This is a genomic window from Microbacterium sp. SSM24, assembly GCF_025989145.1.
GTDB lineage: Bacteria > Actinomycetota > Actinomycetes > Actinomycetales > Microbacteriaceae > Microbacterium.
On sequence record NZ_JAPDNQ010000002.1, the window covers coordinates 510,307 to 524,301 of the forward strand.

Sequence of the window (13,995 nt, forward strand, 5' to 3'; positions counted from 1 at the left end):
GCCGTCGACGTAAATGTCGGTGGTACGGCCGTCGTTGTGGCCCGGCGGGACCGCGATCGGTGAATCAGACATCTGGACGTCGTACCTCACTTGCGTGCCGTCCTCGCGCACGCTCGTCGTTGACGTCGCGAAGTATGGGATACCACTTCGGCGGCAACCCCGTTGTCGTGGTCGGGCATGCGACTTTCTCGGGCTGCAGCTTCGAGGTTCGAGGGACGATATGGCGGTAGCATCCGCCTATGACACAACCGGCCCGGGTCGTGGTGGACTGCATGCTGCACGGCTTTGTTGCTGGTGATATACAGCTCTACCTCGACACTCCCGAGGCATCCGCCACCATCGAGAACAACGACGGCAATTGCCCGTTGTGTGGCGGGCCGGCCCCCATCCTGCGGTGTCACGTGACGAGAAGTGCCTTCGGGGGACCGAGGACGACGGTCGATCCCACTTCTGTCCGCCCCGATCGCCTTTCGGAGCTTGCTGAAGCCCTCGAGGCAGAGCCATCGATCAGGCTGGCGTAAGCCCTGAGTTGTTCTCTGGCCGCTCGCCGATATGGTCGCCGTATGAGTAGAGTGCCCGGGGCTTCCTTGGAGGTCGGCCCCGAAAACGACGACGGCGATCCTCTCTGGATTCGACCAGCGAGTTCCGTTGAGGGTGCTTGGCCAGGGGATGTGTACAGTCCGTACGGACGATGGATGGCTCGCCTCCCGCCGCCAGACGACTGGTCTAAAGCTGATCCGATGCCCTTCATCAGACAGGGCTACCGTCTAGCAATTGCTCGGTGGAACGACGTTATGAAGGATCTACCTCCAGACCTCACCGTCGAAGCCAGTGGGATGGTCGACCCGCGCGAGTCCCCGACTGCGCTCACGCTGATCGCCACCCATGACGTCCTCGAGTGGATCCACTCGATGGACGACTACTTGAAGGAGCGCGGTACATACAAGGGCGCTCGAGACGCCGCTGAAGTCGACCCTGAGCTGGGGCCCTACATCGACGGGATGCTCGGAGCTCGGGCGGCTATTCATCACCTGTTCACGCCTGTCGTCGGGCTAGCCCGCACGACAGGGCCTCGGTACCTCGCCGTCCGCGATCGATGGGAGCTAATCGGGACGACATCTGAGCTGCGCAAACTGCATCCGCGCTGGGTGTCGGACATTCCTAAAATCCGCAACAAGCGCCAACGAGATGCATTCCTCTCACACCTCGCAGGTAGGGCCGTCGGCAACACGTTCCAAATGGCCACGCACTACTTCTGGACACAGATGGGCACTCCACCAGCAGAGCCGTTCGTCGCTAGCGGGCCCGCGGATCATCCACCCCCGATCGTGCCCTTCTCCGACGACGGCAGCGACGACTAGGACGATGGTCCCTGCGTGCGCCAGCTCGTACCCCAGTCGGCCATCGGAGACCCTCCTGGGCCATGCGCGCACAGGTACGCCTCGTGAACGCGCCGACACGCCTCACGCAACGTGGTAGCCCATCCGATGACTTCACCGCGCCAGACCGCCTTATAGCGCGTCTCAGTTCCATTCACGCGCCGTATCTCGATGCGGCCGTACTCTTTGCCGCTCGGATCAACCATCCGCCACACACCGGTCGGGCCTTCAACGGCCGACAAGATCGGGTGCCAGTCGGACTTGCTCACAGGGCCGGGATCCTTCCTCCGGCCTGAGGAGTCCAGGCTACGCCGTGACCACCGACACCGCTGCGACGTCACTCCTCGAGATGGGTGATCGTCACGATGAATGAGGTGATCGGGATGTCGAGAGTGACGGCGATGTAGTCCTGAGCGATCGGCACCACTTCTTCGAGCGAACGCGCCTGGGTCAATCCGTCGATCTCGGGGATGCCGACCATCCACCACTCGCCGTCCCTAGTCACTGTGATGTCGTAGGTCTTCACCCGATCACGATATCCGGGCGGGCAGCGTTACTCACAGGGAGAAAACCCTCCCGGAGTCTTCTTCGCTACGTTGGCGAGCATGATCGACGCGCATCGAATGACCGGCCCCGTGCTTACGTCGAAGGCTGCGGCCGAGTACTGCGGCCTCAAGGTGCAGACGCTCTACAACCTGATCTCGCAGGGGCAGGGTCCGAAGCACTACAAGCACGGCAAGCTGAGCGCCTTTTACGCCGCTGACCTCGACGAGTGGAACCAGGCACGGCTGGTCCTCGCCGCGCGCCGCGTGTAGGGCTTGCTTGAATCGACAAGACGGATTGTGCATTGCGGGTGGTGTCCAAATGTACACCTGACCAGGGATTTCCTGTTGCACACTCGTGCGCTTAATGGGATGCTCACCGACATGATCACAGAGCACACTGAAGCCGCGTCCCCCGCATCCGAACTTCCCAAGAGGGGGTTCACAGTCCGTGAAGCTGCCGGCTACCTCGGGATCTCGGATTGGGTACTCCGCCAGGAAATGCGCCACAACCGCATCGCCGCGAAGAAACGGGGCAGCACGATCCTGTTCGATCGGGACGAGCTGGACCGGTACTTCGATGACCTACCAGAGCGGGTGTAGTCATGCGTGCCTCGGTGACCAGACTGGATCACCTCCCAACCTCCTGACCGGATTCACGGGAGAATCTGTCCATGTCCGACACCTTCATCCAGACCGACTGGCCAGTCGCGCCCGCATACAACGAGTGGGTGGGAGCGGCACCGGACTCGACTCGAGCATGGTGTGAGTACAAGCTGCGTGCGGCGACCTGGTACATCGATCTCCTTGAGCGTCTCGCGACGGAGTATGGATTCCCCCGACTGGTGGGCATTGAGATGGCCCTCGACGGAGCGCTAAGCCACTTGAGTAGCGCGTACGACGCCGCAGTCGCGGGGCTGATTGTGGTCGCTGAGGCCAAACTTACTGAGACCGCTGAATCGGGGGGGCCACAGGCGCCGAAGCCCATCCCCGTCTACGCATACAAATGGGAACTCGCATGGGACCGCCTTCACCTGATCGAACTTGCTGAGGACTCGACCAGCGCACTCCTGCGCGAGCAACTCGAAGTTGCCATCGAAGCTGCGATCGGTCGAGATCCGAAGGGATGGCTAACCACGCTCCGCGACCTACGAAACCGAACTACTCACCACGACACGCTCAAGCGATTCATCGACGTCAAGGTGGGTCTCGAAACAAACACTCGCTGGCACCTCACCATCGACGATGCGGGTGTCGATCCCGTCGCGTACTTGCGCGAAGCGCACCACAAGGTTGACCGTTTGATCCACGACCGCATGCTTCCACTCATCGACGCACTCGGCGGAACTTCGTCAAGTGCAGAGAACACGATTCAAGGCGTCAGCATCCAAGTTCCCGCGGCGCTAGTTGTCGTGCCTCCAGCCCACACCACTCTCAGCCTTTCGGGCGACTCTGACGGACCATAGCCGCATCGCAGTTAGAAAGAGGCAACACGATCCTTTGCTCGGGACGCTCGACCGCTACTTTGACGACCTGCCTGAGCGCAACTAGCGCGTTACCAGTCCTTGATGACTGCGCAGGCAGTAACGAAGCTCCTGTCTTCCATCCCCGCGGGCGGCATTGCCACGCTAACCCGCTTGAAACCAGCGGGCGCGTAGAGCCGATCGAAGACCACCTCTTGTGCATCCACTACGAGGAATCGCCCGGCAATCAGGTCGCGCGCACGCCGAACGATCGCCTTGGCCTCATCGAGGATGACGGAGCCCGGCAGGTGCGTCGCATCGAATCGATCGCTTCGGGCCAACTCAGCGATGCAGTACGCGCCTGTCGTCTCCATCGGAATGTTGCCCATCAGCTTTGCCCGCGCGTTTTTGCTGGCTGCGGTCAGGTCGAGATAGGTCATGCCGATCGTGAAGAAGCCGGCAACGTCCACGCCGTACTCGTCGTCGGGGGTGAGGATCACATAGGTGCGGCTATGTCCGTGAGCTTCCCAGTTGTGGACGCCACCTCTGGCGAACTTTTGAAGGTGCTCAGACCGGGAACACTCGAACTCGGCGAGTCGCTCACGGACGGATGCGCTCAGCGACTCGAGGCCTGGGTCATCAAGACTAGCTAGGGCGAGGACGTCGTAGTCGATTCGCCCGCTATGGCCGGTCAACGCTTGGGACGGTGCCGAACCAGCTCTTCGAGCGCACTCAGGCGCTTTGAACCTGAGTCGCGGAAGTGAGAAGTGAAACCTGCGGCGGATACGGGCGCGCTTCCGTCGCTGGCCATAGCTGCCAGCTGCGCAACACCCTCGGCGGTGAGCACGTACGCGCCACCCAGTGCTTCCGAAGCCATGGTCTGTATCTTTCCGTCTTGTTGCTGCTGATTGTATTGATCTGCTACTTGCGGTGCTTATTAGTTCTTCGCTTCCCGCCAATATACGGGATCCGGCTTAAAACTACCTGATTCCGCGGGTAACTGGGACGCTGGTCAATGCTACGGCTGGTTGCGCGACTGGCGGATGCGTTGCGGCATCGGTCTGGAGCACGGAATTGCACGCATGTTGCACGGTCCATGGGTGGGACGAGAAAACCCCCGGCGAACCGGGGGTTTCAGTGTGCGCGATACTGGGATCGAACCAGTGACCTCTTCCGTGTCAGGGAAGCGCGCTACCGCTGCGCCAATCGCGCCTAAAGAGGCTATTCAGTTGTCGGTGAGGTGGCGACGGGATTCGAACCCGTGTAAACGGCTTTGCAGGCCGGTGCCTAGCCGCTCGGCCACGCCACCGCGTGTGGTTTGACCCCACGTGCCGTGACTTCCCGGAGGGAAATCCCTGCACTCGAGCGGATGACGAGACTCGAACTCGCGACCCCAACCTTGGCAAGGTTGTGCGCTACCAACTGCGCTACATCCGCATTTCATCCCCGGATTCGCACCCGGGCACTTGAACGACTTTAGCCCACGAAACCCCGACTGCCAAACCGGGCGCGACCCGCGCGTGTCTCCTCATCTCGGTCGGAAGGAGGGTGACGCATCGGGTAGTATCGAGTCTCGGCCCCCTGGGGTCACGGGCGATTGGCGCAGTTGGTAGCGCGCTTCCTTCACACGGAAGAGGTCATCAGTTCGAGTCTGGTATCGCCCACGGACAGCACACGGACAGCCCCCGCACCGGCGGGGGCTTCGTCGTTTCCGGCGGACCGCTCCCGCTTACTCCCCCGCTCCGACGCGCCAGCCGTATCGCGCCTGCAGCGCCGCAGCGACCCGCGTGAAGCGGTCGAGATCCAGAACGGATGCCTCGCGCCGCATCCCTTCCCGGTGCACGCGATAGATCTGCTCGACATCCACCCACGACGGGCGCCCCTGCGCGTCCCACGGACCTGCGCCGATGGCGAGGTAGTCGCGATCGCCGTCGTGCGATTTGCTCGTCAGGCGCACGGCGAGGACGTGCTCGGCATCCGCACGCGCGATCACGAGGACGGGACGGTCCTTGCCCCGGCCGTCGCGCTCGTCGTACGGCACCCACGTCCAGACGATCTCCCCGGTGTCGGGGTCGCCGTCGATGCTCGGCGCATAGGAGATGGTGAGCCCGCCAGACGGGGGTGGCTCGATCTCGACGGTCGCTCCGGGCCCGGCGCTGCCCGGCGTCTCACGGTGCGAACCGGGCGGCGCCTCTTTCGGCGAAGGGCGGAAGAGCTGCGCGAGGCGGCTGAGAAGCCGGGGCCGGGTCGTCACCTCGTCAGACTAGTGCGCACGCGGAAGGGGCGCCGCGGATGATCCGCGACGCCCCTCACGTGCTGTGTGCAGGAGGTCAGGCCCGGCTGTTCTCCAGGACGTAGCCCTCCTCGCCGTGGATGACGGTGTCGATGCCGGCGATCTCGTCCTCGTTCTTCACGCGGAAGCCGATCGTCTTCTCGATCGCGAACCCGATGATCCAGGCGAGCACGAACGAGTAGATGAGCACGGAGAACGCGGCGATCGCCTGGACGAGCAGCTGCGTTCCGTCGCCACCCGTGAACAGGCCGGTGTTGGTGGCGAAGAAGCCCAGGTAGAGCGTTCCGATGAGGCCTCCGACGAGGTGGATGCCCACCACGTCGAGCGAGTCGTCGAAGCCCCACTTGAACTTCAGCTCGATCGCCAGGGCGCACACCGCACCCGCGATGACACCAAGCACGATCGCCCAGATCGGCGTGAGGAACGCACAGGCGGGAGTGATCGCCACGAGACCTGCGACGGCACCCGAAGCGGCGCCCACCGACGTCGGCTTGCCGTCCTTGATCTTCTCGACGACCAGCCACGCCAGCAGCGCAGCGGCAGGCGCTGCGATCGTGTTGACGAACGCGAGTGACGCCGTGCCATCGGCCGCGAGCTCGGAGCCGGCGTTGAAGCCGAACCAGCCGAACCACAGGAGGCCTGCGCCCAGGAGCACGAACGGCGGGTTGTGCGGGACGTGGACGCCCTTCTGGAAGCCCACGCGCTTGCCGAGGACGAGTGCCAGCGCGAGAGCGGCGGCGCCGGCGTTGATGTGCACCGCGGTGCCACCGGCGAAGTCGAGTGCTCCGACGCCGAACCACTCCTGCATGCCGTAGGTGATCCAGCCGCCGTAGGCGAAGCTGCCGTCATCGGCGAGGCCGAAGTTGAACACCCAGCTCGCAACCGGGAAGTACACGATCGTCGCCCAGATCGCGGCGAAGATCATCCACGAGCCGAACTTGGCGCGGTCGGCGATGGCGCCGGAGACCAGCGCGACGGTGATGATGGCGAACGTCGCCTGGAACGCGACGAACGCGAGCGGCGGGTAGGCCGAGCCCTCGGGGACCTCGATGAGTGCCGACAGCCCGATGTTGTTCCAGTCGATCGACCACGGGGCGACGAGGCCCTCCGAGCCGGGGAACGCGATCGCGTAGCCGTAGACGACCCACAGGACGCCGATCAGACCGAGTGCGCCGAAGCTGAGCATCATCATGCTGATGACGCTCTTCGCCTTGACGAGACCGCCGTAGAAGAAAGCGAGTCCAGGCGTCATCAGGAGCACGAGCGCCGCGCATATCAGGATGAATGCAGTGTTGCCTTGATCCATCTCAGGGAGAACCTCTCTGCAGGGACGCAGGTATCGCGTCGGGTCCCCCCAGTGTCGCTACCGCCCGTTTCCATCGCGGTTCACCCTGTGTTTCCCGTCGGTTACGGGAGGTGCGCGTGCGTAAACATCGTGTTTCGGCGCGCCTCACCGGCCCCGGGAATCAGGCGAGAGTCGACGCAACGAGACGTGACACGGCGCGCAGGTACTTCTTGCGGTACCCGCCGGCGAGCATCTCATCGGGGAAGACGAGGTCCAGCGATGTCCCGGTCGCGCGGATCGGGAGCTCCGCGTCGTAGACGCGGTCGATGAACGCGACGAAGCGCAGCGCGGCAGACTGATCGGCGAAGGGCTCAACGTCTCGCAGGCCCACGACCGAGAGCCCCTCGATGAGACGGATGTAGCGCGACGGATGAACGCGTGCCAGGTGCGCGATCAGATCGGCGAAGGAGTCGTCCGAAGCGACGCCGCGGGCGGCGGCATCCGCGATCGCCGCGTCGTACTGCGCCGTAGTGAGAACCGCGGCGTGCCCGTCGACCGCGCGATGACGGTAGTCGGTGCCGTCGATGCGGATGGTCTGGAAGCTCGATGCCATCGCGTGGATCTCGCGCAGGAAGTCCTGCGCGGCGAAGCGTCCCTCGCCGAGGGCGTTGGGCGGGGTGTTGGATGTCGCAGCCAGCCGCGTTCCGGATGCCACGAGCTCGCCGAGCAGGCGCGTCATGACCATCGTGTCGCCCGGGTCGTCGAGCTCGAACTCGTCGATGCAGAGGAGGTCGGCTCCGCGGAAGAGCTCGACCGTGTTCTTGTATCCCATCGCCCCGACGAGTGCCGTGTACTCGATGAACGAGCCGAAGTACTTCCGGCGGGCGGGCATCGCGTGGTAGACCGCGGCGAGAAGGTGGGTCTTGCCGACGCCGAAGCCGCCGTCGAGGTAGATGCCGGGTTTGGTCTCGGGGCGCTTGGCCTTGCGGAAGAAGCCTCCCTTGGCCGGCTGCGCGGCGCCGGCGAACACCTGCAGCAGGTCCTTGGCCTCCTGCTGCGACGGGAACGCGGCATCCGCGCGGTACGTCTCGAACGTCGCATCGGCGAACTGCGGCGGCGGGACGAGGGCGGCGACCATGTCGGCGCCGGCGAGCTGGGGTGTGCGGTCCGCGAGGTGGACGATGCCGGTCGGGGCGGGCGCGCTCATAGGGGATCCTGTGTCGGAGTCTTACGGGAGCCGGATGCGGCGTCCCGCGGGAATCTAAGGTCGAAGTCGACGGTTCAACCCTAGTCGTCACATGTTTCCGCCCCGGACCCGAGGAGCAGCCCATGACCGTCGAGACCGACACGTCGTCGCAGAAGTTCGCCGAGTACGCCGAACCCGGCCGTCTGGTCACGGGAGACTGGCTCCAGGAGCGGCTGGGCTCCCCCGGCCTGGTCGTCGTCGAGTCCGACGAGGACGTCCTGCTGTACGAGACCGGCCACATCCCGGGCGCCGTCAAGGTCGACTGGCACACCGAGCTGAACGACCCGGTCGTCCGCGACTACGTCGACGGCGAGGGATTCGCGCGCCTGCTGTCCGCCAAGGGCATCTCGCGCGACGACACGATCGTCGTCTACGGCGACAAGAACAACTGGTGGGCCGCGTACGCCCTGTGGGTGTTCTCCCTGTTCGGGCACGAGGACGTCCGCCTTCTCGACGGCGGACGCGACAAGTGGATCGCGGAGGGGCGGCCGATCACCACCGACAAGCCCGTCCCGGCACCGACCGTGTACCCGGTGATCGAGCGCGACGACACGAAGCTGCGGGCCTACAAGGAAGACGTTCTCGCGCACCTCGGGCGTCCGCTGATCGACGTGCGCTCCCCGGAGGAGTACGACGGCTCGCGAACCTCCGCTCCGGCCTACCCCGAGGAGGGCGCCCTGCGTGCCGGACACATTCCCACCGCGAAGAACGTGCCGTGGGCGCGCGCGGTCGCCGAGGACGGCGGCTTCAAGAGCCGCGCGGAGCTCGAGGCGATCTACCGGGACGAGGTCGGGCTGCGCGACGGCGATGCCGTCGTGGCGTACTGCCGCATCGGCGAGCGGTCGAGCCACACGTGGTTCGTCCTCACGCACCTGCTCGGGTTCGAGGATGTCCGCAACTACGACGGATCGTGGACGGAGTGGGGCAGCGCGGTGCGGGTGCCCATCGCGACGGGCGCCGAGCCGGGCGAGGTCCCCGCACGCTGAGCCGGGGCTGACCCCTCCACGCGTGAAAGGATGGCGGGGATGACCGACGCCGACCTTCCCGACAGCCTCGCCGAGATCCGCGACGAGTTCCTCGAGCTGCCCGAGGCCGACCGCCTTCAGCTGCTCCTCGAGTACTCGCAGGACCTGCCGGCCGTTCCGGCGGAGTACGAGAACCACCCCGAGCTGTACGAGCGCGTGGCGGAATGCCAGTCCCCCGTCTTCATCGTCGTCGACGTCTCGGAGGACGGCGTCGTCGCCATGCACGCGACGGCCCCGCGCGAGGCTCCCACCACGCGCGGTTTCGCGAGCATCCTGGCGCAGGGCATCACCGGCCTGACGGCCGACGAGGTCCTCGCGATCCCGGCGGACTACCCGCAGTCGATCGGACTGACCAGGGTGGTCTCGCCGCTGCGCATCTCGGGCATGACCGGCATGCTGATGCGCGCGAAGCGTCAGGTCCTCGCCAAGCGGCCCGGCTGAGGAGCCGGTTCAGGCGTCGGCCGAGACGGATGCCTCGGTGAACCCCTGCTCGGCGAGCCAGACCGTGATCCGGTCTGTCCAGCGGTCCTGGTCGTAGTTCCACAGCTTGGTGTGACGCGCGACCTCGAACACCTCGAGCTGCACCAGATCGGGGCGCGCCACCACGAGGTCGTGCGAAGCATCCGACGGCACGAATCCGTCGTCGTCGCTGTGAAGGATGAGCATCGGATGCCGCAGCTCCGCCGCGCGCGACACGACGTCGAGCCGGTCGAACGGGATCGCGCTCCCCGCTCGCGTGATCGGGGCTGTCCACTCGTGCCGCAGCGCCTCGATCGCAAGGCCGCTCACCGTATGCGGCACGTTCATCATGCGCGCCTGGTACTCGAGCACGACGCGCCAGTCCACCACGGGCGACTCGAGGATGAGCCCGGCGATCGATCCGCGGTGTGCGGAGTTCAGCGAGACCTGCAGCGCGATCGCGCCGCCCATCGACCAGCCCATCAGGATGATGCGCCGCGCACCACGGCGCCGCGCGAAGCCGACGGCGGCGTCGACGTCGCGCCACTCGGTGGCGCCGAGGGTGTACGTGCCGGCTCGACTGCGCGGTGCTTCGCCGTCGTTGCGGTACGAGACGACCAGCGTGGTGATGCCGAGTCCGTGGAACAGCGGGACCGCGCGCAGGCATTCGGCGCGCGTCGTGCCGCGGCCGTGCACCTGGATGACCCAGACCTCGCCGTCGCCGGCCGGGAAGAGCCACGCCGGGCACGGGCCGACCGACGAGCCGATGAGTTCGGGGCTGTGCGCCAGCTGCAGCTGCTCGGGACGGTCGTAATACCAGCCGCTGAACGCCGCATCAGGCGACAGCCGCGCATCGACGCCGACGTGGGTGAGCAGCTTGCGCTTGACCGTGGTCGCGTCCTCCGACAGCACCGTGCCGAGCTTGACGTAGTCGGACGTCCCGCTCGTGAACAGGCCATAGCGACCGGGCAGCTCGGTATCCGGCGTGCGCGAGAGCGTGATCGTCTGCGCGGCTGTGTCGAGCGAGAGGATGCGGGTGTCGGCGCGCCGGAGCGCGGGCGTGACGACGCGGCGCGCCATGTGGATCGAGGCCACGGCGGTCGCTGCGAGCACGCCGGTGAGAGCCACGCTGAGGATCGTGAGCGCGGCCCTGACTCCGGTCAGGAGGGCGGGTGATGCGCCGCGGATCGCGGCGCGCCTGGGAGCGGCCATCGAGGCCTCACTCTAGTCTGTCCGAGTGGCTGAGCTTCGTCCTCCGGCGGCTATGACGCCGTTCGCGCATGCTGCCGAGTCCGTGCGGGCCATCGTTTTCCGCGACGACATCTCGGTGAGCGAGATCGCGGCGCCCTCGGGGCTGGCCCCGGACGCTCTGGCCCTTCGGGGCGATGTGCGTCCCGAGGGCGAAGGCGAGGAGTCCGTCTACGGCACAGGGCGGCTGGTGCTCCTCCACGACGCCGACGAGCCCTCCCAGTGGAACGGACCGTGGCGGATCGTGAGCTTCGCCCAGGCGCCGCTCGAACCCGACATCGGGATCGACCCGATGCTGGCGGATGTCGCGTGGGCCTGGCTGACGGATGCGCTCAGCTCGCGGGGCGCGGGCTACCACTCGGCATCCGGCACCGCCACGAAGACCCTTTCGAAGGGGTTCGGTTCGCTGGCCGCGGAGGGGGACGGAGCGCAGATCGAACTGCGCGCGTCCTGGTCGCCCGAGGGCGAGATCGCGCCGCACGTGGAAGCATGGGCGGAGTTGGTGTGCATGCTCGCGGGTCTTCCCCCGGGCTCGGAAGGGATCGCAATGCTGGGTTCACGCAAGGTGCCGCGTGACTGAATACGTCGTCATCGATCGTCTCGACGACTTTCGGGACGCCGCGCAGCAACTGGCCCTCGGGCACGGCCCGGTGGCCGTCGACGTCGAACGCGCGTCAGGATTCCGCTATTCGCAACGCGCCTACCTCGTTCAGGTCTACCGGCGCGGCGCGGGCGTGTTCCTCTTCGATCCGCCGCCGATCGGCGACTTCTCGGCCCTGCAGGACGCGATCGGCGACGCCGAATGGATCCTCCACGCGGCGAGCCAGGATCTCCCGTCGCTGCGCGAGCTCGAGCTCGAGCCCAAGACGATGTTCGACACGGAGCTCGCCGCTCGCCTCCTCGGCCATGAGCGCGTCGGCCTGGGAGCCGTCGTCGAAGACACGCTGGGGATCACGCTCGCAAAGGCCCATTCGGCGTCGGACTGGTCCACACGCCCGCTTCCGCAGTCCTGGCTGGAGTACGCCGCGCTCGATGTCGAGCACCTCGTCGACGTGCGCGACATCCTCGTCGCCGAGCTCGCCGAGCAGGGCAAGACAGAGTACGCCGCCGAGGAGTTCCGCGCCGTGCTCGAACGCGAACCCAAGCCCCCGCGCGACGACCCGTGGCGGCGCCTGAGCGGTCTGCACCTCGTGCGGGGGCGGCGGTCGCTCGCGATCGCCCGCTCGCTGTGGACGGCGCGCGAGGACTACGCCCGCGAACAGGATGTCGCCCCCGGAAGGCTCGTGCCCGATCGCGCGCTCGTGGCCGCGGTGATGGCGGACCCGAAGTCGAAGTCCGAGCTCGCGTCCGTGAAGGAGTTCACCGGCCGGGCGAGTCGCATGCAGCTCGATCGCTGGTGGCTGGCGTTCGAGGACGGACGCGCCGCGACCGACCTGCCCCTCGAACGCGTCCCCGGTGGCGACACGCTCCCCCCGCCGCGCGCCTGGCCGGACCGCAACCCGGAAGCCGATGCGCGCTTGAAGGCCGCTCGGCCCGTCGTGGAAGAGCTCGCGCGCGAGCTGAAGATGCCGACCGAGAACCTGCTCACGCCCGACCTGCTGCGCCGCGTGGCCTGGTCTCCGCCCGATCCGGTGACCGCGGCATCCGTCGGCGAAGCCCTCGAGGCACTCGGCGCACGCGCATGGCAGATTGCGCAGACCTCACAGGTGATCGCCGATGCCTTTGTGGGTTCCGTGCAATCGGCCGTGACGGCGTCCGAAGACGCTTCGTAGGATTCCCCCACCCGATTCCGGCGCTTCCGAGCGCGCTCCTAGGCTGGCGGCATCCCTATTTTTGGAGGCAGAGTGGCCGAGCTTTCGGACGTCTTCTTCGTCGATGGAATGCGCACCCCCTTCGGGCGCGCCGGCGAGAAGGGCATGTACTGGAACACCCGATCGGATGATCTCGCCGTGAAGGCGACGATCGGGCTCATGGAGCGCAACGCGGACGTTCCGACCGACCGCATCGACGATGTGGCGATCGCCGCGACGTCGCAGACGGGCGACCAGGGGCTCACGCTCGGGCGCAGCGTCGCGATTCTCGCGGGGCTCCCTCAGACGGTTCCGGGGTTCGCGATCGACCGCATGTGCGCGGGCGCGATGACGAGCGTCACCACGATGGCCGGGTCTATCGGCGTCGGCATGTACGACATCGCCCTCGCGGGCGGCGTCGAGCACATGGGACACCACCCGATCGGGGGCAATGCCGACCCGAACCCGCGTTTCGTCGCGGAGCGCATGGTCGATCCGGGCGCGCTCAACATGGGTGTCACCGCGGAGCGCATCTTCGATCGGTTCCCGCACCTCACCAAGGAGCGCTCCGACCGCTACGGCATGCTGAGCCAGCACAAGGCGCAGGCCGCCTACGACGCCGGAAAGTTCCAGCCCGACCTGGTTTCGGTCGCTGTCAAGGATGCCGACGGCTCGTGGGGTCTCGCGACCGAGGACGAAGGCCGCCGCCCGCAGACGACGATGGACGACCTCGCCGCCCTCAAGACCCCGTTCCGTCCGCACGGACGCGTGACCGCCGGCACCTCGTCGCCGCTCACCGATGGGGCGACCATGTCGCTCCTCGCCGGTGGCGGCGCCGTCAAGGAGCTCGGGCTCGCCCCCAAGATGAAGCTCGTCTCGTTCGCCTTCGCCGGCGTCCAGCCCGAGATCATGGGCATCGGTCCGATTCCGTCGACGGAGAAGGCGCTCAAGAAGGCCGGCCTCACGATCGCCGACATCGGTCTGTTCGAGCTCAACGAGGCGTTCGCCATCCAGGTGATCTCGCTCCTCGACCACTTCGGCATCGCCGACGACGATCCGCGCGTGAACCAGTGGGGCGGCGCGATCGCCCTCGGCCATCCGCTGGCGGCCTCGGGCGTGCGCCTCATGATCCAGCTCGCGGCGCAGTTCGCCGAACGTCCCGACGTCCGGTACGGCCTCACGGCGATGTGCGTGGGCCTCGGTCAGGGCGGCTCGGTCATCTGGGAGAACCCGCACTACGACGGCAAGAAGAAGTAGGACCGCCT

The 13,995-nt window shown here is 66.5% G+C and carries 15 protein-coding genes and 4 tRNA genes; 10 read left to right on the top strand and 9 right to left on the bottom strand.

What is annotated here, in order from left to right; translation table 11 throughout:
- Positions 1-740: 740 nt before the first annotated feature.
- Positions 741-1,361, top strand: a complete 621-nt coding sequence (locus OL358_RS14370) for a hypothetical protein (protein ID WP_264710750.1) — start codon at positions 741-743, stop codon at positions 1,359-1,361.
- Positions 1,362-1,716: 355 nt separating this feature from the next.
- Here the strand turns inward: OL358_RS14370 and OL358_RS14375 are convergent, their stop codons facing one another.
- Positions 1,717-1,905: a hypothetical protein gene (locus OL358_RS14375; protein WP_264710751.1), complete on the bottom strand. Its 189-nt coding sequence runs from the start codon at positions 1,903-1,905 to the stop codon at positions 1,717-1,719.
- Positions 1,906-1,984: 79 nt separating this feature from the next.
- On the opposite strand from OL358_RS14375, the gene OL358_RS14380 reads away from it, so the two are divergent.
- The 3 genes from OL358_RS14380 to OL358_RS14390 all read left to right on the top strand — a co-directional run bounded on the left by OL358_RS14380 (position 1,985) and on the right by OL358_RS14390 (position 3,387).
- The gene (locus OL358_RS14380; RefSeq protein WP_264710752.1) at positions 1,985-2,194 is read left to right on the top strand and encodes a helix-turn-helix transcriptional regulator; all 210 of its coding nucleotides are present in this window, start codon (positions 1,985-1,987) and stop codon (positions 2,192-2,194) included.
- 99 nt (positions 2,195-2,293) lie between these two features.
- Entirely contained in the window at positions 2,294-2,524 is a 231-nt protein-coding gene (locus OL358_RS14385) for a helix-turn-helix domain-containing protein (RefSeq protein ID WP_264710753.1), read from the top strand.
- 71 nt (positions 2,525-2,595) lie between these two features.
- The gene (locus OL358_RS14390; protein WP_264710754.1) at positions 2,596-3,387 is read left to right on the top strand and encodes a hypothetical protein; all 792 of its coding nucleotides are present in this window, start codon (positions 2,596-2,598) and stop codon (positions 3,385-3,387) included.
- Between the two features lie 89 nt (positions 3,388-3,476).
- Here the strand turns inward: OL358_RS14390 and OL358_RS14395 are convergent, their stop codons facing one another.
- The 4 genes from OL358_RS14395 to OL358_RS14410 form a co-directional block, all read right to left on the bottom strand.
- Complete coding sequence (locus OL358_RS14395) at positions 3,477-3,884, bottom strand: hypothetical protein (RefSeq protein WP_264710755.1); 408 nt, start codon at positions 3,882-3,884, stop codon at positions 3,477-3,479.
- A gap of 640 nt (positions 3,885-4,524) precedes the next feature.
- Positions 4,525-4,596 (bottom strand) — tRNA-Val (locus OL358_RS14400).
- A 26-nt stretch (positions 4,597-4,622) separates the two neighbouring features.
- A tRNA-Cys gene (locus tag OL358_RS14405) sits at positions 4,623-4,693 on the bottom strand.
- Positions 4,694-4,748: 55 nt separating this feature from the next.
- Positions 4,749-4,821 (bottom strand) — tRNA-Gly (locus OL358_RS14410).
- Between the two features lie 154 nt (positions 4,822-4,975).
- Here OL358_RS14410 and OL358_RS14415 point away from each other — a divergent pair.
- Positions 4,976-5,048 (top strand) — tRNA-Val (locus tag OL358_RS14415).
- Positions 5,049-5,113: 65 nt separating this feature from the next.
- Here the strand turns inward: OL358_RS14415 and OL358_RS14420 are convergent.
- The 3 genes from OL358_RS14420 to zapE form a co-directional block, all read right to left on the bottom strand.
- Positions 5,114-5,638, bottom strand: coding sequence for a type II toxin-antitoxin system PemK/MazF family toxin (locus tag OL358_RS14420; protein ID WP_264710756.1), 525 nt, complete (start codon positions 5,636-5,638; stop codon positions 5,114-5,116).
- Positions 5,639-5,714: 76 nt separating this feature from the next.
- Complete coding sequence (locus OL358_RS14425; RefSeq protein WP_264710757.1) at positions 5,715-6,983, bottom strand: ammonium transporter; 1,269 nt, start codon at positions 6,981-6,983, stop codon at positions 5,715-5,717.
- Between the two features lie 160 nt (positions 6,984-7,143).
- Entirely contained in the window at positions 7,144-8,169 is a 1,026-nt protein-coding gene (gene zapE / locus OL358_RS14430; RefSeq protein WP_264710758.1) for a cell division protein ZapE, read from the bottom strand.
- Positions 8,170-8,291: 122 nt separating this feature from the next.
- On the opposite strand from zapE, the gene OL358_RS14435 reads away from it, so the two are divergent.
- Positions 8,292-9,194, top strand: a complete 903-nt coding sequence (locus OL358_RS14435) for a sulfurtransferase (protein ID WP_264710759.1) — start codon at positions 8,292-8,294, stop codon at positions 9,192-9,194.
- A gap of 39 nt (positions 9,195-9,233) precedes the next feature.
- Positions 9,234-9,674: a SufE family protein gene (locus tag OL358_RS14440; protein ID WP_264710760.1), complete on the top strand. Its 441-nt coding sequence runs from the start codon at positions 9,234-9,236 to the stop codon at positions 9,672-9,674.
- Between the two features lie 9 nt (positions 9,675-9,683).
- On the opposite strand, the gene OL358_RS14445 is transcribed toward OL358_RS14440, so the two are convergent.
- The gene (locus OL358_RS14445; protein ID WP_264710761.1) at positions 9,684-10,904 is read right to left on the bottom strand and encodes an alpha/beta hydrolase family protein; all 1,221 of its coding nucleotides are present in this window, start codon (positions 10,902-10,904) and stop codon (positions 9,684-9,686) included.
- Positions 10,905-10,929: 25 nt separating this feature from the next.
- Here OL358_RS14445 and OL358_RS14450 point away from each other — a divergent pair, with 25 nt between their 5' ends.
- The 3 genes from OL358_RS14450 (at position 10,930) to OL358_RS14460 (ending at position 13,987) form a co-directional block, all read left to right on the top strand.
- Complete coding sequence (locus tag OL358_RS14450) at positions 10,930-11,520, top strand: DUF3000 domain-containing protein (protein WP_413631623.1); 591 nt, start codon at positions 10,930-10,932, stop codon at positions 11,518-11,520.
- On the top strand, positions 11,513-12,712 hold the full coding sequence (locus tag OL358_RS14455) for a ribonuclease D (protein WP_264710762.1): 1,200 nt from the start codon (positions 11,513-11,515) through the stop codon (positions 12,710-12,712). Before OL358_RS14450 ends, OL358_RS14455 begins: the two co-directional genes overlap by 8 nt.
- Positions 12,713-12,784: 72 nt before the next feature.
- The gene (locus OL358_RS14460; RefSeq protein ID WP_264710763.1) at positions 12,785-13,987 is read left to right on the top strand and encodes a thiolase family protein; all 1,203 of its coding nucleotides are present in this window, start codon (positions 12,785-12,787) and stop codon (positions 13,985-13,987) included.
- Positions 13,988-13,995: the final 8 nt, after the last annotated feature.

Coding starts and splice junctions, on each gene's coding strand:
- OL358_RS14445 (WP_264710761.1), bottom strand. CDS start 10,904: ATGGCCGCTCCCAGGCGCGCCGCGATCCGCGGCGCATCACCCGCCCTC.
- OL358_RS14370 (WP_264710750.1), top strand. CDS start 741: ATGCCCTTCATCAGACAGGGCTACCGTCTAGCAATTGCTCGGTGGAAC.
- zapE (WP_264710758.1), bottom strand. CDS start 8,169: ATGAGCGCGCCCGCCCCGACCGGCATCGTCCACCTCGCGGACCGCACA.
- OL358_RS14380 (WP_264710752.1), top strand. CDS start 1,985: ATGATCGACGCGCATCGAATGACCGGCCCCGTGCTTACGTCGAAGGCT.
- OL358_RS14385 (WP_264710753.1), top strand. CDS start 2,294: ATGCTCACCGACATGATCACAGAGCACACTGAAGCCGCGTCCCCCGCA.
- OL358_RS14440 (WP_264710760.1), top strand. CDS start 9,234: ATGACCGACGCCGACCTTCCCGACAGCCTCGCCGAGATCCGCGACGAG.
- OL358_RS14435 (WP_264710759.1), top strand. CDS start 8,292: ATGACCGTCGAGACCGACACGTCGTCGCAGAAGTTCGCCGAGTACGCC.
- OL358_RS14390 (WP_264710754.1), top strand. CDS start 2,596: ATGTCCGACACCTTCATCCAGACCGACTGGCCAGTCGCGCCCGCATAC.
- OL358_RS14425 (WP_264710757.1), bottom strand. CDS start 6,983: ATGGATCAAGGCAACACTGCATTCATCCTGATATGCGCGGCGCTCGTG.